Origin of the sequence: Mesorhizobium humile (assembly GCF_033977215.1) — a bacterium.
Lineage (GTDB): Bacteria > Pseudomonadota > Alphaproteobacteria > Rhizobiales > Rhizobiaceae > Mesorhizobium > Mesorhizobium humile.
Map to the genome: position 1 here is coordinate 112,871 of NZ_JAVIIV010000001.1, position 20,506 is coordinate 133,376.

Here is a 20,506-nt window from a genome sequence, read left to right on the forward strand (position 1 = left end):
AGGCCTCGGCCCGTCTTTGTGACGTTCGTCGAGATCGTCCGCCGACCCCTCTGAAAATATCGATCGGCATCGCTGCGGCATGCGCTTTCGGAAGGACCTGTTAACCATCGCTTCCTATGTCTCGGGAGACGTTCAATCGGCGAGTCTCGAGAATGAGATCCATGCGTTTTCCCCGTGCCAATCTTTCCGGCGCTTCCGCCGAAGACGATCACCGCGCGGAGGATGTCGGGCGCCGTGGCGGGGTCTCGCAGCCGCAGGCGCAACCGGGGCAGGTGGTCGCCTTGCGCGCTGTCCCGGCAGGCGGATCGGACGCGGCTCGCGCTGGGTCGTCCGAATCGGCCGATAGCGGCGAATTCAACCGTCCCGCCTGGCAGAACTATTTCTTCCTTGCGCCCAATGTGCGTTTCACGCGCACGCCGGACACCGACCTCAAGCGCACTGCCTCTCATGCGGAAGATGTCACGCAGGGCAATGCATCCGCATCCGAACCCGTCCGGCCCGCGCCGCCGGCCCCCGCGGTTGCCAATCCAGTCCGTGCGATTCCCGCAGCGTCCGCGGCTCGCGCCGCTGCGCCGGCGCAGGCCAGACCGGTCCGCGCACCTTCCATGGTCGCTCCAGCTGCGCTCTCGGCCTCTCCAGCCGCGCCCTCCCAGGTTGCCGCCGCTGCGGCGCCCAGGCCGCGACCAAGCGGATTGCGCTGGTCCTATCTTTCCGACCACGCCTTTTTCGAATTCGGCATGCCCTTCCTCGCCGAGCGCCTGGCGCGGGCGCGTTTGAACGAAGCCGGTCAGGCGCCCGCCGTTCCGGCGCAACCGCAGGTCAAGCCGATGCCGGCGCATCGTCCGGCGGCCCAGTCAAGCCAAGCCCCCTTCATGAGCGAGGCGACCTCGTTTTACCGGGTCATCGAATGGCGCTCCAACGTGGCGAACACCGGCCCTGCTTCGACGCCGGCCCCGGCAGCCGTCCAGCCGACGCCGGTCGAGCCACCGGTTTCCGCCCCGCCGAGCGTAAGGACGGCCAGGCAGGCGCCTTCGCTGCCGATGGCCGGCGAGGTCATGCCGCTATCGGCGATGGTCGGCTACGAGCTGCCCTCCGAGGACCTTTTGCAGATGCCGCCGGAAGGCCAGGGCTTCTACATGTCGCAGGAGCGGATGGAGCAGAACGCCGACCTGCTCGAAAGCGTGCTCGAGGATTTCGGCGTCAAGGGCGAGATCATCCATGTCCGCCCCGGTCCGGTCGTCACGCTCTACGAGTTCGAGCCGGCGCCGGGCGTGAAATCCAGCCGCGTCATTGGCCTCGCCGACGACATCGCCCGCTCGATGTCGGCCATCTCGGCGCGTGTCGCCGTGGTCCCGGGCCGCAATGTCATCGGCATCGAATTGCCCAACGAGACACGCGAGACCGTCTATTTCCGCGAGCTGATCGGATCGGCCGGCTTCCGCAACACCTCCTGCAAGCTGGCGCTCGGCCTCGGCAAGACGATCGGCGGCGAGCCGGTCATCGCCGAGCTTGCCAAGATGCCGCATCTGCTGGTGGCCGGCACCACCGGCTCCGGCAAGTCGGTCGCCATCAACACCATGATCCTGTCGCTGCTTTATAGGATGAAGCCGGAGGAATGCCGCCTCATCATGGTCGACCCCAAGATGCTGGAGCTCTCCGTCTACGACGGCATCCCGCATCTCCTGACGCCGGTCGTCACCGATCCCAAGAAGGCCGTCACGGCGCTCAAATGGGCGGTGCGCGAGATGGAGGACCGCTACCGCAAGATGGCGCGCCTCGGCGTGCGCAACATCGACGGCTACAACCAGCGCGCGGCAAGCGCCCGCGACAAGGGCGAGGTCGTGACCATGCAGGTGCAGGCAGGCTTCGAGAGGAGCACCGGCGAGCCGCTGTTCGAGGAGCGCGTGATCGACCTCGCGTCCATGCCCTATATCGTCATCATCGTCGACGAGATGGCCGACCTGATGATGGTGGCCGGCAAGGAGATCGAGGGCGCCATCCAGCGCCTGGCGCAGATGGCCCGCGCCGCCGGCATCCATCTGATCATGGCCACACAGCGCCCGTCGGTCGACGTCATCACCGGCACCATCAAGGCCAATTTCCCGACCCGCATCTCCTTCCAGGTGACGTCCAAGATCGACAGCCGCACCATCCTTGGCGAGCAGGGCGCCGAGCAGCTGCTCGGCCAGGGCGACATGCTGCACATGGCCGGCGGCGGGCGCATTTCGCGCGTGCATGGTCCCTTCGTGTCCGACCTGGAGGTCGAGCAGGTCGTGGCGCACCTGAAGGCGCAGGGGCGTCCCGAATATCTCGACACCGTCACCGCCGACGAGGAAGAGGTTGAGGAAACGGCTGAAGCCGGCCCCGTCTTCGACAAGAGTTCGATCGCCGAGGAGGATGGCGACGCGCTCTACGAGGAAGCCGTCAAGGTGGTCAAGCGCGACAAGAAATGCTCGACCTCCTACATCCAGCGGCGCCTCGGCGTCGGCTACAACCGCGCCGCCTCGTTGGTCGAGCGCATGGAAAAGGAAGGGCTGGTCGGCGCCCCCAACCATGTCGGCAAGCGCGAAATCCTCACCGGCCGGCGCGATCGTGAGCCCGAACGCGAGGAGACGGATTGAGCGGGCCGCGCCAGCCCCCTCATCCGGCCGCTTCGCGGCCACCTTCTCCCCGAGGGGAGAAGAGATTGGCGCCGGCGCCGACCGCCTCCTCTCCCCTCGGGGAGAGGTCAGCCGAGCGAAGCGGAGGCTGGGTGAGGGGAGCGCCATACGCGGCTGCCTCCGCTCCAAGGCGACAACTGCTTCAGCCGCCGTTCGCCACCAGGGCGATGGCCGCGCGCAACTCGTCCAGCCCTGCGGCTTTCTCCGATGAGGTGGCCAGCACGACCGGAAACGCCGCTGGCCGCTTCTTGATCTTGGCCAGCGTTTCCTCGATCAGCCTCGGCACGCCGGCGGCCTTGATCTTGTCTGTCTTGGTCAGCACCACCTGGTAGGACACCGCTGCCTTGTCGAGCAGGGTCAGCACTTCCTCGTCCTTGGCCTTGATGCCGTGGCGCGCATCGATCAGCACATAGACGCGCTTCAGCGTCACGCGACCCTGCAGATACTCGTAGATGAGTTTCGTCCACTCATCGACCTTGTCCTTCGGCGCGCTGGCGTAGCCGTAGCCCGGCATGTCGACCAGCGCCATCGGCGGCAGGTCGGCGCCCTCGCCGGAAAAGCCGTCGGGCACGAAATAGTTGAGCTCCTGCGTGCGGCCCGGCGTGTTCGACGTGCGCGCCAGGCCCTTGTGCCCGACCAGCGCATTGATCAGCGACGACTTGCCGACATTGGAGCGGCCGGCAAAAGCGATCTCCGGCGGTCCTTCCGGCGGCAGGAACTTCATCGACGGCACGCCGCGGATGAAGATCCAGCCACGGGTGAACAGCTCCGGGCTTACCGCAGTTTCGTTCGGGGTCTTGTCCGACGCGTTCAAACCGCTGCCTCCAGCCTGGAAATATCGGCGCCGCGAATGGCATTGAGGTTGCGGCTGATCTTATCGACCGGCCAGTCCCACCAGGCCGCCTTGAGCAGCCGCCGCACCGTGAATTCGTCGAAGCGCATCTTCACCACCTTGGCCGCATTGCCGGCGACGATCGCATAAGGCGGCACGTCGTGCGTGACAACCGATTTCGCCGCCACGATGGCGCCGTCGCCCACCGTCACGCCCGGCATGATCACCGCATCCATGCCGATCCACACGTCATTTCCGATGATGGTATCGCCGCGGATCTCCTTCGACCACGTCTGCGGGTCGAAGCCTTCCTCCCAGCCATGGCCGAAGATATTGAACGGATAGGTCGAGAAGCCGGACATGGCGTGGTTGGCGCCGTTCATGATAAAGCGCGCGCCTTCGGCGATGGCGCAGAACTTGCCGATCACCAGCCGGTCGCCGATGAAGTCATAGTGATGCAGCACGCATTTCTCGGCGAATTTGTCGGGGCCGTCGGGGTCGTCGTAATAGGTGAAGTCGCCGATCTCGATGTTGGGCGACGTCACCAGCCCCTTCAGGAAGCCGACACGCGGATGCATCGCGACAGGATGCTTGATGTTGGGATTGGGCCCGGTCATCGCCGTCCCTCCATGGTTCTATAGGCATGTTCTGGGCGCGGCCGGCACGCCCGCGCCCGATCAAACTAACGTGATCCTTCTATAGCACCAACCGTTCAATGGCCGCCGCGGCAGATCACGATCGGATTGGAAAGGGCGCTGTCGAAGCCGCTGCCCTGATAGACCTGGACGTTCGATGCCCCGGGCGGCAGCGAGAAGCTGCCCTCGACGATTTTCTGGTCGCCGGCCGTCGTGTGCAGCGCCCAGCTGAAGGTGCAGAACTGCGGCGGCGCCTTGGGTTGCACGTGGCTGCAGTTGAGCTGCGCGCCGCCCAGCATCGCCGCCCCGCCGCAACTCACCGCGTCCTTCGCGGCGGCCGGAAAAGCGTATCCCATGAGCAGCGCCAGCATGATGATCTTGAGCCGGTTCATCGTCTTGTCCTTGCCGCAAACCAGGCCGGTCCGGCCGGGTTGTGGCCTATGCGATATTTTTACCAAGCGCCTTAGTCGGTCTTGCGCTCGGCGTCCAGCCGGATTATGTGCATGATGATAATAAGCATGCTCATGAAAGTTTGTCCGCCGACTCCGAAGCCCTCCCTATGTCCAGTTCGCCCAATATCAGCTTCGTGCTGCACGACGTCGCGCGCCTTTTCAGGACACGCTTGATCAAATCCAATCTGCTCGAGGCCTGCACCCAGCCGGCCGTCGACCGGGAGAAAGTCCATGTCTGAAGGAACCTCACCCAGAAAGTCCGCCGACGGAGAAAATGCCGGCGAAAGAGCAAGCGACCAGGTCATCCGCCTGGACAGCCAGCGCGAGCAGAGGCGCGCCAATCCGCCTGTCGTCGAAGACGATGAGCTGGAAGCGCCCGTAGCGCCGGAGCCGGTAGCCGAGGCTCCCTCGGCCCAGCCGAAGCCGGCCGCCGTCACGGTGGCTTCGCCCGCTCCCGCCAGGCCGCGCCGCAGCCTGACACGGCCGGTCCTGTTTGCGCTGCTGCCGGTCGCGCTGGTGGCCGGCGGCTACTACTACGTCGTCGGCGGCCAGATCATGACCACCGACAACGCCTATATCCAGGCGCAGTCGCTCGGCGTTTCGACCGATGTCTCCGGCACCGTGCAGGAGATCGACGTGCAGGACAACCAGGCGGTGAAGAGGGGCGATGTGCTCTTCCGGCTGCGGCCTGCCTCCTTCGAAACCGCGCTGGCGGGCGCCAAGGCGCAGCTCGGCACGGTGCGCAACCAGGTGCTGACGCTGCAGGCGAGCTACCAGCAGTCGCTGGCATCGATCGACCAGGCGCAAGCGGACATCCCCTATTACGAGTCGGCCTTCCAGCGTCAGCAGGACCTGCTCAAGACCTCGACCGCCTCCAAGGCGACCTTCGACAGCGCCCAGCACGACCTCGTCGCGGCCCGCCAGAAGGTCACCGTCGCCAAGGCGCAGGCGCAGGCGATGCTTGCCCAGCTTGGCGGCGACGCCAGCCAGCCGGTCGAGCGGAACCCGTTCTACCTGCAGGCCCAGTCGGCGGTTGACGACGCACAGCGCAACCTCACCGACTCCGTAGTCAAGGCGCCGTTCGACGGCATCGCCACCAATGTCGACGCGCTGCAGGTCGGCAAGTACCTGCCGGCCTCGCAGCCAGCCTTCAGCCTGGTGTCGTCGAGCGACATCTGGATCGCGGCCGAGCCCAAGGAAACCGAGCTCACCTATGTGCGGCCCGGCCAGACCGCGACGATCAGCATCGACGGCTATCCGGGCGAGGTCTGGCACGGCACCGTCGGCTCGATCAGCCCGGCTTCCTCGTCCAGCTTCTCGCTGCTGCCGGCACAGAACACCAGCGGCAACTGGGTCAAGGTCGTGCAGCGCATCCCGATGCGGGTGACGATCGACGATCCCCAAGGCAAGCCGCCGCTGCGCGGGGGCATGAGCGCCGTCGTCAGCATCGACACAGGCCACGCCCGCGGCCTGCCGGACTTCATCGCCGACCTCTTCAAGCAATCCGGACCAAAGTCATGACAACGGCTTCCGCGACAGGCGCGCCCGCGGTCGCCAATCGCGGCGCCATCACCGCTTGCGTGATCCTGGCGGTCATCATGCAGGCGCTGGACACCACCATCGCCAATGTGGCGCTGCCCTATATCCAGGGCAGCGTCTCGGCGAGCGCCGACCAGATCAACTGGGTGCTCACCTCCTATATCGTCGCCGCCGCGGTGATGACGCCGCCATCCGGCTATCTCGCCAACCGCTTCGGCCGCAAGCGCATCCTTTTGGTGGCGATCACCGGCTTCGTGGTCGCCTCGGTGCTGTGCGGCTTCGCCCAGTCGCTGCCGCAGATCGTCGGCTTCCGCCTGCTGCAGGGGCTGTTCGGCGCGGCACTCGTGCCGCTGTCGCAGTCGATCCTGCTCGATATCTACAGCGTCGAGGAGCGCGGCTCGGCCATGGCGCTGTTCGGTGTTTCGGTCATGGTCGGTCCGGTGCTTGGCCCGGTCATCGGCGGCTGGCTGACCGAGAACGTCTCCTGGCGCTGGGTCTTCTACATCAACGTGCCGATCGGCGCGCTGGCTTTCATCGGCGTCTCGATGTTCGTCCAGGAAACCAAGCTCGACTTGAAGGCCAGGCTGGACTGGCTGGGCTTCGGCATGCTCTCGATCGCCATCGCCTCGCTGCAGATGTTCCTCGACCGCGGCGAGCAGCTCAACTGGTTCTCATCGGCCGAGATCATCGTCGAGGCCCTGGTCTGCGCGTCGGCCTTCTACATCTTCATCGTCCACACCTTCACCGCGCGCGATACTTTCGTGAATCCACGGCTGTTCCTCGACCGCAACTTCGCCGTCGGCATGGTGTTCATCTTCATCATCGGCATCACCTATCTCGCCTCGCTGGCGCTGATGACGCCCTATCTGCAGACGCTGATGGGCTATCCCGTGGTGACGGCCGGCATCGTCATGGGCCCGCGCGGCCTCGGCACCATGGCCTGCATGTTCGTCGTCGGCCGGCTGGTCGGCAAGATCGACACGCGCTGGCTGCTGTTCATCGGCTTGGCGATCACCGCCTGGGCGATGTACGACATGACCGGCTGGACGCCGGACGTCTCGCAATGGACGATCATCAGCACCGGCTTCATCCAGGGCGCCGGCTTGGGCTTCCTGTTCGTGCCGCTCACCACCATCACCTTCGCCACGCTGGCGCCGGAGCGGCGCTCGGAAGGCACTGGTCTCTACAATCTGTCGCGCAACATCGGCTCCAGCGTCGGCATCTCGGTGGTCTCCGCGCTTCTGACGCAGAACCAGCAGATCAACCACGCCAACATCGCCACCTATGTGACGCCGTACAACCCGGCCTTCAGCGATCCGGCGGTCTCGCAGGCGCTGAGCCCCTACACCGCCGCCGGCCGCGCCGCGCTCGACGGCCTGGTCACGCTGCAGGCGACGATTATCTCCTATGTCGACGACTTCAAGCTGATGATGATCCTGTCCTTGGCCGCCATCCCGCTGGTGCTTTTGCTGCGCAAGCCGGGCACGCCGGCCAAGGTCGATCACAGCGCCGTCATGGAATAAGGCTCGGAACCGTATCAGCCGCCGCCTGCGCGCGGCGGCGCGGATGCCTGCGGCATGGGCCGCTTCATTTGTAATAATCACCGGAGAATCTGACATTCGCGCCGCCGCAAATGCCGCCGTCCGCGACGTTGTCGCTCACGACGACGGCCGCATTGTCCAACGCCACGATGACGCGGCAACTGTCAGGACCATGATCATCAGGATACGCAAACACGGCGACGTTGTTGTGCGGCGCCGCCGGCCCGGGCGGCATGTCGCCGGTATTGGGACCGCCGGGAGCTTCTTCTTTGGACGGGTGCGCCGAGGGATAAAATGCTTCGCCCTCGGCTCCAAGGGCATCGCCTTCGACGCGCAGCTTGATCCAGTTGCCGAATGCTTCGCGCCATTTGCCTTTCCACGCCTTAAGCGGCAGCGGCGGGCGCGGCGCGATGTCGGTCTGTTTGACATAGCCGCCGACATCCATGCTCGAGCCGGCAACATAAACGCAGACATAGGGGCCGCTGATACGGCTCGTCGTGAGCACCAGTTCGTTTTTCTTGAGATGTAACGACGACTTGCACAGGCCGCTGTCATCGGGGCAGGGCGCTTCTGTCTTGCGCAGATCGATGCCCTTCGAAGGTTTGACCTCCGCCAACCCCAAGCCGGCATTGGCAGGGTCCCCGGCCTGACATATGTCGGAGGCTTGAGCAGCCGGGGACAAAAGCGCACCCACGATAACCGCACCGACAGCAGCGAAGCGCCACGCGGATCGGGGCAATCCGGCGGCGCGCGGCATCGAAGACATGTTCATCTCCCTGTTGAGCCGCTCTATGCCGGCTGAAGCACCGGCTGTTGCGATTTAGAGTATCGCTCCTGACGTGCGAGGTCTGCTGTTATATTCGACCGCCGCGTGCCATTTTTCATTGCAGCTTCGATGGCTGTTGCGATTTCGGATTTCTGTTCCCTCGCCTGTGGCTTGCCGGACCTGCGACGCAGCCGCCGACTTGTTTGGCAATGCATCATTCACAGATATCAGACATCGATCCGCGGAGAGGACCGGGGTCCCGCCGCGGGACCCCGGCCTGCCGGACAGCCTCCCAAACACCGGCGTCATTGCGCCGGAAGCCATCCGGCCTTTTTGGGGAGGACCAGAATGATACGAGGCTAGCTGGCGCGGAGTTTCAGGAATTCCGAATAATTTCCCGAAAAGCATTCTCGCCCCAGTGCATCGAAGGCAATAACGTATGGGTTTATCGGCGGCCCAACGCCGATCAAGGCATGCCGGCTATCTGAACGCGGAAAGCCGTACGCGATCACCTTGCCCGAATGGCGCCGACGTTGGAGATTGGCCGAAATCCCCCGGGACGTCGTCATCCTCGGGCTTGACCCGAGGATCCATTCCGTGACCTCTGCCGCAGAGTGTGACGGCGCAGAATTCTGTAACCGTCGCAATGCCTTAGCGTAACGGCATGGATTCCAGGGTCTGCGCGCGTCGCTCCGCTCCTTGCTCCGCCCTGGCATGACGACCGGGGTGTAGGCCACGGCCAATCGCGAATGTTGGCGCTGTCTCGTTGGCATCTCCAACAAAAAACCCGGCCGAGGCCGGGTTTTTGGTTTGGAGCTCGCGGAGCCTTCTATTCCGCCGGCGATGGTTTCTTGCGGAATAGCGCCGCCAGATTGTCCCACAATTCGATCTTGGCGCCCTGGCGCTTCATGATCACGCCCTGCTGCAGGATCGACAGCGTGTTGTTCCAGGCCCAGTAGATGACGAGGCCGGCCGGGAAAGAACCCATCATGAAGGTGAAGATCACCGGCATCCAGGTGAAGATCGCCGCCTGCGTCGGGTCCGGCGGCGCCGGGTTCATGCGCATCTGCAGGAACATGGTGATGCCCATCACCACCGCCCAGGCGCCCATATGCGGCAGGAAGGCGGGCGCCGCGAACGGCAGCAGGCCGAACAGGTTGAAAATCGACGTCGGATCGGGCGCCGCAAGGTCGTGGATCCAGCCGAAGAACGGCGCATGCCGCATCTCGATGGTGATGTAGAGCACCTTGTAGAGCGAGAAGAAGACCGGGATCTGCAGCGCCACCGGCCAGCAGCCGGCGAGCGGATTGATCTTCTCGGTCTTGTAGAGCTCCATCATCGCCTGCTGCTGCTTCATCTTGTCGTCCGCGTATTTCTCGCGGATCTCGACCATCTTCGGCTGCACCTTCTTCATGTTCGCCATCGAAGCGTAGGATTTGTTGGCCAACGGGAAGAAGATCGCCTTGACGATGACGGTGGTGGCGAGGATCGCCAGGCCGAAATTGCCGAAGAATTTGTAGAGCGTGTCGATGAGCCAGAACATCGGCTTGGTGATGAAATAGAACCAGCCCCAGTCGATCATCAGGCTGAACTGGCGGATTTGCCGGTCCTTTTCATAGGCGTTGATGGTCGAGACTTCCTTCGCTCCGGCGAAGATTTCGGACTCGACCGTCGTCGACTGGCCGGGCGCGACGCTGATCGCGTCGGACAGGTAGTCGGACTGGTAGCTGTGGCTGTGCGGTCCGTCCTTGAACTCGAAATAGGAGAATTTCGGCTGGAAAGGCTGCTTTTCCGACGGGATGAGCGTCACGGCCCAGTATTTGTCGGTGATGCCGAGCCAGCCATTGGTCGACTTGCTGGGCGTGTATTCCTTGTCCTTCTCGATCTTGGCGTATTTGTATTCCTGCAGCCCTTCGCTGCCGGTCACGCCGATCAGGCCCTCATGCAGCACATAGGTGCTGGCGACGGCCGGCTTGTCGAAACGCGTGACGCGCCCATAATTGTAAAGCGAGACGGCGGCCGTTCCCGAATTCTGCACCGTGTCGGAAACGGTGAACATGTATTCGTTGTCGATCGAGATGGTGCGCTTGAACGTCAGGCCCTTGTCGTTGGTGAAGGTCAGCGTCACCGGGCTCGACGGCGTCAGCGTCGAATTGCCGTCGACGCTCCACACCGTGTCCGCGCCGGGAACAGTGCCGGTGGCGTCGTTGCCGACGAAGCCGATCTCGGCGAAATAGCCATTGGGCAGCGACGAGGGGTTGAGCAGCTCGATCTCGGGCGAGTTCTTGTCGACCGTCTCGGTGTAGTGCTTGAGCTTCAGGTCGTCGAGGCGGGCGCCGGTCAGGTTGATCGAGCCTTCGAGGCTCGGCGTGTCGATCTTGACGCGCTTGGTCGCGGCGATCGCCTGGTCGCGGCTGGCCGCCGTCACGGTATCGCCACCGGGCGCGCCGGGAACGCTGCCGGCGGTCGGCGCCGGCGTTCCGGCCGCGCCGGAATTGGCGCCGCCGCCCGCTTCCTTCTTCTGCGCTTCGACGCGCTGCTGCTCGATACGGGCCTGCTCGCGTTGCTGCTCCATCCGCGGGTTCATGTAGAACACCTGCCAGAGCGTCAGGATCAGCACCGACAAAGCGATGGTGATGAAGAAATTGCGGTTGTTTTCCATCGAAAGCCCTTGGCCTATCGTGTTCCGCGCAGCCGGCGGGAAAGCTCGGCCTTCAACTGGCCGAACGGAATGGCAAGCACGTCTTCACGCCCGACGATGACATAGTCGTTGCCGGGCGCCATGTCATCGGCGGCATGAACGCGCACGGCTTCCCTCAGCCGCCGCCGGACGCGGTTGCGCACCACGGCGTTGCCAACCTTCTTGGTGACGGTGTAGCCGACGCGCGGCGCGAGGTCATCGCCGCGGTCGAGAACTTCAACGAGAAAAAGCCGTCCGCGGCGTTTCTCGCCGCCGCGCACAGCCAGGAATTCCGCGCGTTTCAGAAGCCGCCCGGGAGTTTTCCCCTTTGGCTTGCCGGTTGCGGGCAACGATCTCGTCTTTCGTTCAGGCGCTGAGCCGCTTGCGGCCGCGATTGCGGCGGGCGGCAACGACGCCACGGCCACCCTTGGTGGCCATGCGGGCACGGAAACCATGCCGGCGCTTACGGACGAGCTTGGACGGTTGGTAGGTACGCTTCATTTGTTTTAATACCGCGGGGTGCGGCCCTTCTTGATTCTGTCACTCTGTAACAGGAGCTTTGCCGGGCCGGCTTAGGCGCGATCGAAACCGCGCCGGGACGAATGGCCCGAGCGTGAGCGGCTTATAGAAAGAAGGTTTTTGGAAGTCAATCCGGGGTGCTCGCGAGGGCTTTTTTTGCTGGTCCAAGGTTGAAATTGGCAAAAAAGCCGCAAATCGCATAATCTTGGCCGATCAAGCCTTTGTGAATGCGCGTCAATGACGAGTGAAACTCTGCCCACGAACGAGAAGGCAAGGCCGGCGGCGAATTCGACGCGCCGGGTGCCGCTGTCGCGCGGCCTGTCCACCAAGCTTCTCTTCCTCACCATCGCCTTCGTGCTTCTGGCTGAAATCCTGATCTTCCTGCCCTGGATCGCCAGCTACCGGGTCAACTGGCTGAAGGAGCGGCTGAGCACCGCCGCCGCCGTGTCGATCGTGCTCTTGCAGGGCGAGCCCAACTCGCTGTCGCACAATGCCCAGAACGACGTGCTGATGGCGATCGGCGCCAAGGCGATCGCCGTGCGCGACGGCGGGGTGTCGCGGCTGCTTGTCGTTTCCGACATGCCGCCCCAGGTCGACGAGCATATCGACATCGCCGATGTCGGCCTGGTCAACGGCATGACCGGCGCGCTCGACACGCTGTTCTTCGGCGGCAAGCACATGCTGCGCGTCTTCGGCCCGGTCGGCGACAGCGACAAGGAATTCGAGCTGATCATGCCGGACTACCGGCTGCGCGACGCCATGCTTCGATATTCGCGCAACGTCGCCGTCGTCTCGCTGCTGATTTCGCTGTTCACCGCCATGCTGGTTTACGCGGCGATCGACCTGATCATGATCGGGCCGATCCGCACCATGACGCGCTCGATCCTGGCCTTCTCCGAGGCGCCCGACGATCCCGGCCGCGTCATCCGGCCCGCCGACCGCGCCGACGAGATCGGGGTGGCTGAGCGCGAGCTGTCGCAGATGCAGGACCGGCTGCAGAAGATGCTGTCGGAACAGAAGCATCTCGCTGACCTCGGCCTGGCCGTCTCGAAGATCAACCACGACATGCGCAACATCCTGGCGTCCGCGCAGCTGATGTCGGATCGCCTGCGCCAGGTGAAGGACCCGACCGTCCAGACCTTCGCGCCGAAGCTCTTGCGCGCCCTCGACCGCGCCGTCGCCTATTCCGAAGGCGTGCTTCACTATGGCCGCACGCAGGAGCCGGCGCCGTCGCGCCGCCGTGTGCGGCTGCGCCAGCTGGTCGACGACGTGCACGGCCTGCTCGACATCGAGGACGGCATCGAGTTCATAAACGGCGTCGAGACCGCCTTCGAGGTCGACGCCGATTCCGACCAGCTGTTCCGGGTGCTCACCAATCTGTGCCGCAACTCCGTGCAGGCGATGGCCGCCGATACCGAAAGCGCGGTGGTGCGCCGGCTGGCGGTCGCGGCCGAGCGCCACGGCAGCGTCAGCCGCATCATCGTCACCGACACCGGCCCCGGCCTGCCGCCCAAGGCGCGAGAGAATCTCTTCGCCGCTTTCCGCGGCTCGGCGCGCAGCGGCGGCACCGGACTTGGCCTGGCGATCGCGCACGAGCTGATCCGCGCCCATGGCGGCACGGTCGAGCTCGTCGAATCGATCGGCGGCCGCACCGTCTTCGCCGTCACCATCCCCGACCAGCCGGTGCGGCTCGATCAGGCCCGCAACGGCCTGCGCCGCCCGGCTTGAGGCCACCACCCTTCGGCTGAGCCGCCTGTCGGTAGCGGCGCGCCTCGATCAGCACCGCCAAAACCACCTGCGACAAAACTTTTGCCGGATCGACTTGCTTTTCGCAAATTCAGTCGTTAGGGAACACTCCACATCGCGGCCGGCCGTCTCGACCGGATCGCGGGGCTTGTGTCACACACGGCCTGTTGCGCGCCCGTAGCTCAGCTGGATAGAGCACCAGACTACGAATCTGGGGGTCAGGAGTTCGAATCTCTTCGGGCGCGCCATTTCGCTACAGAACTGGGCACACCAAAACCTGTCGTTTTGCGCCTTCAAGCGTCTTCTTGGTCCAATATCCGCGTTGCTCGGGCATTCGACGATACGATAGCCGATCGGCGGCAACGCCCCATTCCAGAAGCTCTGACAGGCGGTCGATACGCCGGGCGCGCATCGCGCTAATGCATGTCGCGCAAAAGTGACCTCGGTTTGCGGCAACGACATGCATCAAGCAAAGCGCTAAAGCGCGTCGCGTGAATCCGTTTCGACGCGACGCGCTTTAGGCGGCGTCGCTCCGAAACCATGGCGGCTGGCAATTCGTTTCGACGCGACGCGCTTTTAATGCATGTCGCCCAGAAGTGCGCAGCGGTTCTGGGACAACGACATGCATCAAAACAAAGACTTAAAGCATGTCGCCTGAATCCGTTTCAGCGCGACGCGCTTTAGGGTGCGGCCTCGGCGCGCTTCCAGAATTCGCGCAGCATGGTGGCCACCCGCTCCGGCTCAACCCGGTGCGGGGGATCGAAATGATGCCGGTCGGCATAGGTTTCGATCGAAAAGTCGGGAAAGACCGTCGCAAGCCGGTCGGCCATCCGGGCGAAGTAGTCAGGGTTGCTCAGTCCGCCCAGCAAATACAGTACCGGACGCTGGAAAGTCCTGAGGCGGCGAAGATCGAGTTTCGCGCGGCTGAACGCTTTCGCCAAAGCGTTCAGCCCGCCTGGTCGCTTCGCCATCCAGGGTGGCGTCGGTCCCTCGGGGGATGGAGGCGGCGAGACGCCTTCCCTCAAGTGGGCCCGCACAAATCCAGCCATGAACTCGGGCGGCGGTAGCCCTTCGAGTCGGCGAAAGATCTGCCGTACCGCAAGCTCCTCGGCGCTCAGGCCTTCGTTGCCAGCCCAAGCGGGCTCCATGAGAGTGAGGCTCGATACGCGCTCGGGATGGGCGCACACGAATGCCAGGCTCGCGGCGCCGCCGCCCGAATAGCCCACGAGATGGAATTTTTCGAAGCCGAGCCGGTCGGCATAGCGCGCTATTCCGTCGACCTCGACGTCAAGCGAATAGTCGCTCGGCGGTGCCGCTTCAGCATAGACCTCCAAGTCCTTGGCATGGGCGTCGACGTCATTGCCGAGCGCCGAAAGGAGTGCCGCATAGGCCGGCTGGGCCGGCAAGACTCCGCCAGGAAGGAGGATCGCCTTGTGAGACATCGTTCTTCTCGCACCGCGCCCGCGCCGAAGTCATTGCCTGGGTTTGCCTGGGCGCAGGGATCTGACTTCTGGCTCTCTCATTTTGCGCGCCTTGCGGCTCGCCGACAAGGCCAGCCATCACGCCCCCTTAGGGCCGTCATTTCATAGGGTTGTGGAGTGGACATAATTGTCGCTTTCGTCCCGTGAGGTGTCATTCCTACGTTACGGGCATGCCAAGCCTTCGCGGCAACCGGAAGCCGCAGGGGGCAGAGGCCGGGAAGTTGACGGGCGACGCGGGCCTCGAGTTGCCGGCTGGTCCAAGCTTCGCGCGGGCCAGCCAGGTTTCGCCTTCCGGTTCAACGGGACAGCCCAGGCCGTTAGGCCGCGGTCGCGATCTCGGTCGCGAAGTTGCGATATGAGTGCAGCGGGCGGCCCAGGACCTTGGTCAGACGCTCGACGTCGCCGACCTCCGGGATCATGCCGTCGCTGACATAGCGTTCGGCCATCAGGCGCATCTCGTAGGCCATCCACTTCGGCATGAAGGTCGCCAGATTCTGCTCGAACCCGGTGGGGTCATCGCCGCCGTAGTTGACCGGGCGGCCCAGCACATCCGACCAGATCGCGGCCACGTCCGGACCCGTGAGCGTGTCGGGACCGACCAGGTTGATGGTTTCCAGCGGCAGCTTGCCCGGCGCCTGCTCGCGACGGATCAGCTCGATCGCCGCGACCTCGGCGATGTCGCGGGCGTCGACCATGGCGACACCCTTGCTGCCGATCGGCATCGGATAGACGCCATAGTTGAAGATGACGTCCTTGATCATGTGCTCATTGTCGATGAAGTAGGACGGACGCAGGATCGTGGCGCTGAAGCCCATCTGCTGGATCATTCGCTCGGCCCCTGACTTCACCGCGAAGTGCGGCACGTTGACGAAGCGATCGGCATGGATCACCGACAGATAGACGACCCGTTCGACGCCGGTTTCACGCGCGACGTTCAGGGTGATGATCGCTTGCGTGAATTCGTCGCCCGCGACCGCATTGAGCAGGAACAGCGTGCTGACGCCGGTGAATGCGCTGCGCAGCGAGTCGATGTCGAGCAGGTCGCCTTGCGCGACCTCCACACCGGCCGGAAAATCGGCCTTCGAGGCATCGCGGGTGAGCACGCGCACATTGGCGCCGCGCTTGACGAGTTGATCGACGACATGGCGGCCGACACGGCCGGTAGCGCCGGTAACAAGGATAGTCATAAGAGTCACTCCTGGTTGGGGTCAAAAGACACCCTGTAAGTTAGTGATCCACATTCATCCCGATAGGCGGTATATTTGGACAGGCCGTCTCACTGGTGGAACATATGGACCTGCTTGCTCTCGCCGATTTCAATCTCGTCGCCCGACACGGGGGGTTCGGACGGGCCGCTCGCGCAACTGGGCGCCCAAAGGCGACCCTGTCCCGCCGGGTCACGGAACTTGAAGCCTCGCTCAACCTGCGTCTGCTGGAGCGCGGCGCGCGTGCGCTCAGACTCACCGAGGAGGGGCGTGCGCTCCATGAACGAACGGGGGCATTGCTTACCGAGCTCGAAGAGACGGCGGCGGCAATCGCCTCGGGCGGAGAAAAGCCGCGAGGCAGGTTGCGGATCAGCGCGCCCCTGCTTTTCTCTCAGACCGCGATGGGTAAGCTGGCCGCCGGGTTCGCCTTGAAGTATCCGGAGGTAAGGCTCGAGGTCACGACGGAAGACCGGGCCGTCGATATGATCGAGGAGGGATTTGATCTGGTGATCCGGGTCAATCCGGATCCGGATGACGGCCTGGTCGGACGAATCTTTCTCCGTGACCGGCTGGTGGCCGTGGCAAGTCCTGACCTTGTCCGGCCGGCCGCGGACCTCGCTGTGCCCGCTATTGTGCGCTCGGAAGGCGATCGGCTGGCCTGGGACGTGAAGACGCCTACTGGCCTGTCGACAATTGCGATCAAGCCGGTTCTTGCCCTGTCATCGCTCCTCATGGTCCGCGATGCGGTCCGGGCGGGCGTTGGCGCCGGCCGTCTCCCCATATCGCTGGTGAGCCACGATCTGGCCAATGGCGCTCTGGTCCACTGGGGAGATATCGACGGACCCGACATTGCCCTGTGGACGCTTTACCCCTCCAGGCGCCTGCTGAGCGCTCGCGTATCGGCATTCCTCGATTATCTAAAACAGGCCTTTCCCAAGGGGACGCCGGATGAGCTGGCGGCCTATATCGGCGCATGAATAGGAAAACCGCGATCGAAGCACCGCCGACGGCGTTCATGATTCCAAAAACCAATTGCAAAACAAAATCGGTCGACCTAACCTGAACCGATTGCATAACGCAATCAGATGGCGCACATGCCATTTGAGGAACAGGCGATGGCCAGGCTCGTCTTCGGAATGAACCAGTCGCTGGACGGCTATGTCGACCATACGAAGTTTGGGCCAAGCCCCACGCTCTTCCGCCACTTCATCGAGGAGGCGCGGGGGCAGGCCGGCAGCATCTACGGTCGGCGCATGTATGAGATCATGCGCTACTGGGACGACGAGCATCCTGAATGGGATGCCGACCGGCAGGCCTTCGCGGCGGCATGGCGAAACCAGCCGAAATGGGTCGTCTCGCGCTCATTGCCGTCTGTAGGTCCCAACGCCACTCTCGTCGAAGACGATATCGAGGGCGCGGTGCGCAAGCTGAAGGCCGAGCGCGACGGCGAGATCGCAGTCGCCGGCCCGGATCTGGCGCAAAGCCTCACCGAACTGGGCTTGATCGATGAATATCGGATCTACCTGCATCCCGTGGTGCTAGGTCACGGCAAGCCATATTTCGCAGGACCCCGGCCGCCGCTCCGCCTCGTGGCGCATGATCGGATCGACGAGGATGTGATCAGGTTGACTTACGTCCCCGCCTGATCTTGCGGCCCTTGGGTCGAAATCGCAGAGGAACAGGGGGCTTGGACCCCAAGCGGCGGGAAGGGCCATCTCGCAGCGAAACCCAATGGCATGGCGTCGATGATTCTCTCGTTGACATATATTCAGTATAGATATATGTAGTGCGCATATTAGTAAGGCGCATATCGATGAACGAGACCGATTTCCTCAAGGACTACGACCCCAGCGCATTCCAGCGCCCGTCGGTGGCGGTCGACCTCGTTCTGCTGGGAATTCGCGATGGTCGGCCGGCTGTGCTGCTCCTCAAGCGCGACCAGCACCCGCATGCTGGCCGCTGGGCGCTGCCGGGCGGCTTTGTCGGCATCGATGAATCGCTGGATGCCGCGGCCGCGCGGGTGCTGCGCGAAAAGGCCGGCATGGCGCATGCGCATCTCGAACAGCTTTACACTTTCGGCGCGGTGGACCGCGATCCGCGCATGCGCATCATCAGCGTCGCTTATCTGGCGCTGCTCACCGAGCAGGCCTTCGAAGCCGCGCTGCGCGCGATGCCGATGCTGCTGCCGGCCGCGATCGAGGTGCCTTGGGCCGGCGAGGTCGGCGGCCCTGTCGACGCGCTCTCACCGGAAAACGAAAAGCTGGCGCTTGCCTTCGACCATGCCGGCATCCTGGCGACGGCGATGCGGAGGCTGCGCGGCAAGCTCGATTATTCCGACGTCGCCTTCGCGCTGCTGCCCGAGCTCTTCACATTGCGGCAGCTGCAGGATGTGCACGAGGCCATCCTCGGCGCCGGGCTCAACAAGCCGGCCTTCCGCCGGCGCCAGCTCGACAGAGGCTGGCTGGCGCCGACCGGCGCCTATGAATCGGGCGCCGCCTTCCGCCCGGCTGAGCTTTATCGTTTCCAGCCTTCCACGGCCGATTGAGGGAGAGACCACCATGGCCACCATTCGCAGTTTCGGCTTCATCGCCCAGCTTCGCAGCGAGGCAAGCAGCCACGTCATCCGCTACCGCAACGGCCGTGCCGTGCAGAGCGGCCGCGGCCTGGTCTTCTGGTTCGTGCAGGAGACCGCCAGCATTGCCGAGCTGCCGATGGACGACCGCGAGATGACCTTGTTCGTCAAGGGCCGCAGCCAGGATTTCCAGACCGTCGCCGTGCAGGGCACCATCGGCTGGCATGTGGTAGACCCGGCGCGGCTTGCCGAGCGGGTCGACTTCAGCATCGATCTTGGGAACGGCAAGCTGCGCGGCGAGCCGATCGAAAAGATCCAGGCGCGCATTGCCGGCATCGCCAACCAGGCGGTGCAGCAATATCTCGGCCAGGCGCCGGTGCGCGCGCTGCTGGATGCCGGCCCGGCGCCCTTGCGCGAGCGGTTGCAGGCGCTGGTCGCGGCCGATCCCGCGCTGACCGATATCGGCGTCGCCGCCGTTGCCGTGCGTCTCACCAATCTGACGCCGACCAGCGAGCTCGAGCGGGCGCTGCAGACGCCGACCTTCGAGGCCCTGCAGCAGAAGGCCGACGAGGCGACCTTCCAGAGGCGCGCTCTGGCCGTCGAGAAGGAGCGCGCCATCGCCGAGAACGAGCTGGCGAACAAGACCGAGCTGGCTCGGCGCGAGAAGCTGCTCATCGCCGAGGAGGCCGAGAATGCTCGCAACCGCGCTACCGGCGCGGCCGAAGCGCAGCACATCGAGGCCGGCGCCGAGGCCGAGCGCATCCGCACCATCGAGGGCGCCAAGGCCGAGACCGAAAGGCAGCATATCGCCATCTATCGCGACCTGCCGCCCGCGATCCTGCTCGGCCTTGCTGCCCAGCAGCTCGCCGGCAAGCTGGACAAGATCGAGCACGTCAATGTCACGCCCGACCTGCTTGCCACGGTGCTCGGTGAATTCCGCAAAGGCCCGGCGGTGATCGAGCAGCGCTGAGGGGGTAACGATGGCCGCGAACCGTCCCCGCGCGGTGTTCGTGACGCGCGAGACCGACTACGAGCTTCTGATCGCGCATCACGCGACGCGCGGTCAGGCTCGCTTCTTCCTCGAGACGCGCGGCCAGCGGCTGGAAGACGTCGAGGCCCGGCATGACCGCTTCCACACGGTGTTGGGCACCGCCCGCGCAGCGGTGCCGGCCGACTGGCGCCAGACCCTGGTGAGCCGCGCCGACCTCAACCGCTTCCTGTTCGCGTCCGACGATGTCGTTGTCGCCGTCGGGCAGGATGGCCTGGTCGCCAATGTCGCCAAATATCTGAACGGCCAGCCGGTGCTCGGCGTCAATCCGGCCCCGGATCTCTACGACGGTGTCCTGGTGCGCATCGGCGTCGACAAGCTGGCCAGGCTGCTTGTCGCCAGCACCGCCGGCGATGTCGGCATGGAAGCGCGCACGATGGTCCAGGCCGAGCTGGGGGAGGGCGAGACGCTGCTTGCGCTCAACGAGATCTTCGTCGGCCACCGCAGCCACCAGTCGGCCCGCTACCGCATCGAGGCGGAAGGCGAGGCGGAGGACCATTCCTCCAGCGGGCTCATCGTCGCCTCCGGCACCGGCGCGACCGGATGGGCGCGCTCGATCATGGAAGCCACGCATCTGGAACTGTCGCTCGGCCGCGAGGAGCACGCGGTCGGCTTCTGGGTGCGCGAGCCGTTCCCCAGCATCGCCACCGCCACGAAATTGCGAGCCGGCAAGATCACCGAAAAACCGCTCTTCATCACCTCGCGCATGAATGATGGCGGCGTCATTTTCGCCGACGGCATCGAACAGGACTTCATCGCCTTCGACTGGGGCAGGCAGGTGCGGCTTTCGCCGGCGTCAAGGGTGCTGCGCCTGGTCGTCGACCGGTAAC

At 64.5% G+C, this 20,506-nt stretch carries 19 protein-coding genes and 1 tRNA gene; 11 read left to right on the forward strand and 9 right to left on the reverse strand.

Going from position 1 to position 20,506, the window contains the following annotated elements:
• Positions 1–161 precede the first annotated feature (161 nt).
• On the forward strand, positions 162–2,621 hold the full coding sequence (locus tag RFM52_RS00585) for a DNA translocase FtsK (RefSeq protein WP_320293929.1): 2,460 nt from the start codon (positions 162–164) through the stop codon (positions 2,619–2,621).
• A 181-nt stretch (positions 2,622–2,802) separates the two neighbouring features.
• Here the strand turns inward: RFM52_RS00585 and yihA are convergent, their stop codons facing one another.
• From yihA to RFM52_RS00600, 3 genes are all read right to left on the reverse strand, one after another.
• Entirely contained in the window at positions 2,803–3,474 is a 672-nt protein-coding gene (yihA, locus tag RFM52_RS00590) for a ribosome biogenesis GTP-binding protein YihA/YsxC (RefSeq protein ID WP_430699223.1), read from the reverse strand.
• On the reverse strand, positions 3,471–4,109 hold the full coding sequence (locus RFM52_RS00595) for a CatB-related O-acetyltransferase (RefSeq protein ID WP_320293930.1): 639 nt from the start codon (positions 4,107–4,109) through the stop codon (positions 3,471–3,473). The genes yihA and RFM52_RS00595 overlap by 4 nt, the downstream gene beginning before the upstream one ends.
• Before the next feature lie 95 nt (positions 4,110–4,204).
• Positions 4,205–4,519, reverse strand: coding sequence for a hypothetical protein (locus tag RFM52_RS00600; RefSeq protein ID WP_320293931.1), 315 nt, complete (start codon positions 4,517–4,519; stop codon positions 4,205–4,207).
• 167 nt (positions 4,520–4,686) lie between these two features.
• On the opposite strand from RFM52_RS00600, the gene RFM52_RS00605 reads away from it, so the two are divergent.
• Genes RFM52_RS00605 through RFM52_RS00615 form a run of 3 tightly spaced genes read left to right on the forward strand, consistent with a single transcriptional unit; the run spans position 4,687 to position 7,641 of the window.
• Positions 4,687–4,818, forward strand: coding sequence for a hypothetical protein (locus tag RFM52_RS00605; RefSeq protein ID WP_320327827.1), 132 nt, complete (start codon positions 4,687–4,689; stop codon positions 4,816–4,818).
• The gene (locus RFM52_RS00610) at positions 4,811–6,100 is read left to right on the forward strand and encodes an efflux RND transporter periplasmic adaptor subunit (protein WP_320293933.1); all 1,290 of its coding nucleotides are present in this window, start codon (positions 4,811–4,813) and stop codon (positions 6,098–6,100) included. The genes RFM52_RS00605 and RFM52_RS00610 overlap by 8 nt, the downstream gene beginning before the upstream one ends.
• A complete protein-coding gene (locus tag RFM52_RS00615; RefSeq protein WP_320293934.1) occupies positions 6,097–7,641 on the forward strand; it encodes a DHA2 family efflux MFS transporter permease subunit in 1,545 nt (514 codons plus the stop codon). The genes RFM52_RS00610 and RFM52_RS00615 overlap by 4 nt, the downstream gene beginning before the upstream one ends.
• Positions 7,642–7,705: 64 nt before the next feature.
• On the opposite strand, the gene RFM52_RS00620 is transcribed toward RFM52_RS00615, so the two are convergent.
• From RFM52_RS00620 to rpmH, 4 genes are all read right to left on the reverse strand, one after another.
• Positions 7,706–8,425 (reverse strand): hypothetical protein, encoded by a 720-nt coding sequence (locus RFM52_RS00620; protein WP_320293935.1) that lies wholly within the window; start codon positions 8,423–8,425, stop codon positions 7,706–7,708.
• Positions 8,426–9,254: 829 nt separating this feature from the next.
• Positions 9,255–11,087, reverse strand: coding sequence for a membrane protein insertase YidC (gene yidC / locus RFM52_RS00625; RefSeq protein WP_320293936.1), 1,833 nt, complete (start codon positions 11,085–11,087; stop codon positions 9,255–9,257).
• Between the two features lie 14 nt (positions 11,088–11,101).
• Positions 11,102–11,455: a ribonuclease P protein component gene (gene rnpA / locus RFM52_RS00630; RefSeq protein ID WP_140708569.1), complete on the reverse strand. Its 354-nt coding sequence runs from the start codon at positions 11,453–11,455 to the stop codon at positions 11,102–11,104.
• Positions 11,456–11,471: 16 nt separating this feature from the next.
• Positions 11,472–11,606, reverse strand: a complete 135-nt coding sequence (gene rpmH / locus RFM52_RS00635; RefSeq protein WP_008833937.1) for a 50S ribosomal protein L34 — start codon at positions 11,604–11,606, stop codon at positions 11,472–11,474.
• 255 nt (positions 11,607–11,861) lie between these two features.
• On the opposite strand from rpmH, the gene RFM52_RS00640 reads away from it, so the two are divergent.
• Together RFM52_RS00640 and RFM52_RS00645 are read left to right on the forward strand one after the other, a co-directional pair.
• The gene (locus tag RFM52_RS00640) at positions 11,862–13,352 is read left to right on the forward strand and encodes a HAMP domain-containing sensor histidine kinase (protein WP_320293937.1); all 1,491 of its coding nucleotides are present in this window, start codon (positions 11,862–11,864) and stop codon (positions 13,350–13,352) included.
• A 189-nt stretch (positions 13,353–13,541) separates the two neighbouring features.
• Positions 13,542–13,618, forward strand: a tRNA-Arg gene (locus tag RFM52_RS00645).
• A gap of 432 nt (positions 13,619–14,050) precedes the next feature.
• On the opposite strand, the gene RFM52_RS00650 is transcribed toward RFM52_RS00645, so the two are convergent.
• The gene (locus tag RFM52_RS00650; protein WP_320293938.1) at positions 14,051–14,812 is read right to left on the reverse strand and encodes an alpha/beta fold hydrolase; all 762 of its coding nucleotides are present in this window, start codon (positions 14,810–14,812) and stop codon (positions 14,051–14,053) included.
• Positions 14,813–15,168: 356 nt separating this feature from the next.
• Positions 15,169–16,038, reverse strand: coding sequence for an SDR family oxidoreductase (locus tag RFM52_RS00655; protein WP_320293939.1), 870 nt, complete (start codon positions 16,036–16,038; stop codon positions 15,169–15,171).
• Between the two features lie 104 nt (positions 16,039–16,142).
• Here RFM52_RS00655 and RFM52_RS00660 point away from each other — a divergent pair, with 104 nt between their 5' ends.
• From RFM52_RS00660 to RFM52_RS00680, 5 genes are all read left to right on the forward strand, one after another.
• Positions 16,143–17,033, forward strand: coding sequence for a LysR family transcriptional regulator (locus RFM52_RS00660; protein WP_320293940.1), 891 nt, complete (start codon positions 16,143–16,145; stop codon positions 17,031–17,033).
• A gap of 138 nt (positions 17,034–17,171) precedes the next feature.
• The gene (locus RFM52_RS00665) at positions 17,172–17,702 is read left to right on the forward strand and encodes a dihydrofolate reductase family protein (protein ID WP_320293941.1); all 531 of its coding nucleotides are present in this window, start codon (positions 17,172–17,174) and stop codon (positions 17,700–17,702) included.
• A gap of 167 nt (positions 17,703–17,869) precedes the next feature.
• Entirely contained in the window at positions 17,870–18,601 is a 732-nt protein-coding gene (locus RFM52_RS00670) for an NUDIX hydrolase (RefSeq protein ID WP_320293942.1), read from the forward strand.
• 13 nt (positions 18,602–18,614) lie between these two features.
• Positions 18,615–19,598 carry an SPFH domain-containing protein gene (locus RFM52_RS00675; RefSeq protein ID WP_320293943.1) on the forward strand — a complete coding sequence of 328 codons (984 nt, stop codon included), beginning with the start codon at positions 18,615–18,617 and terminating at the stop codon, positions 19,596–19,598.
• Positions 19,599–19,608: 10 nt separating this feature from the next.
• Positions 19,609–20,505 carry a diacylglycerol kinase catalytic domain-containing protein gene (locus RFM52_RS00680; RefSeq protein WP_320293944.1) on the forward strand — a complete coding sequence of 299 codons (897 nt, stop codon included), beginning with the start codon at positions 19,609–19,611 and terminating at the stop codon, positions 20,503–20,505.
• The last annotated feature ends 1 nt before the right edge of the window (position 20,506 follow it).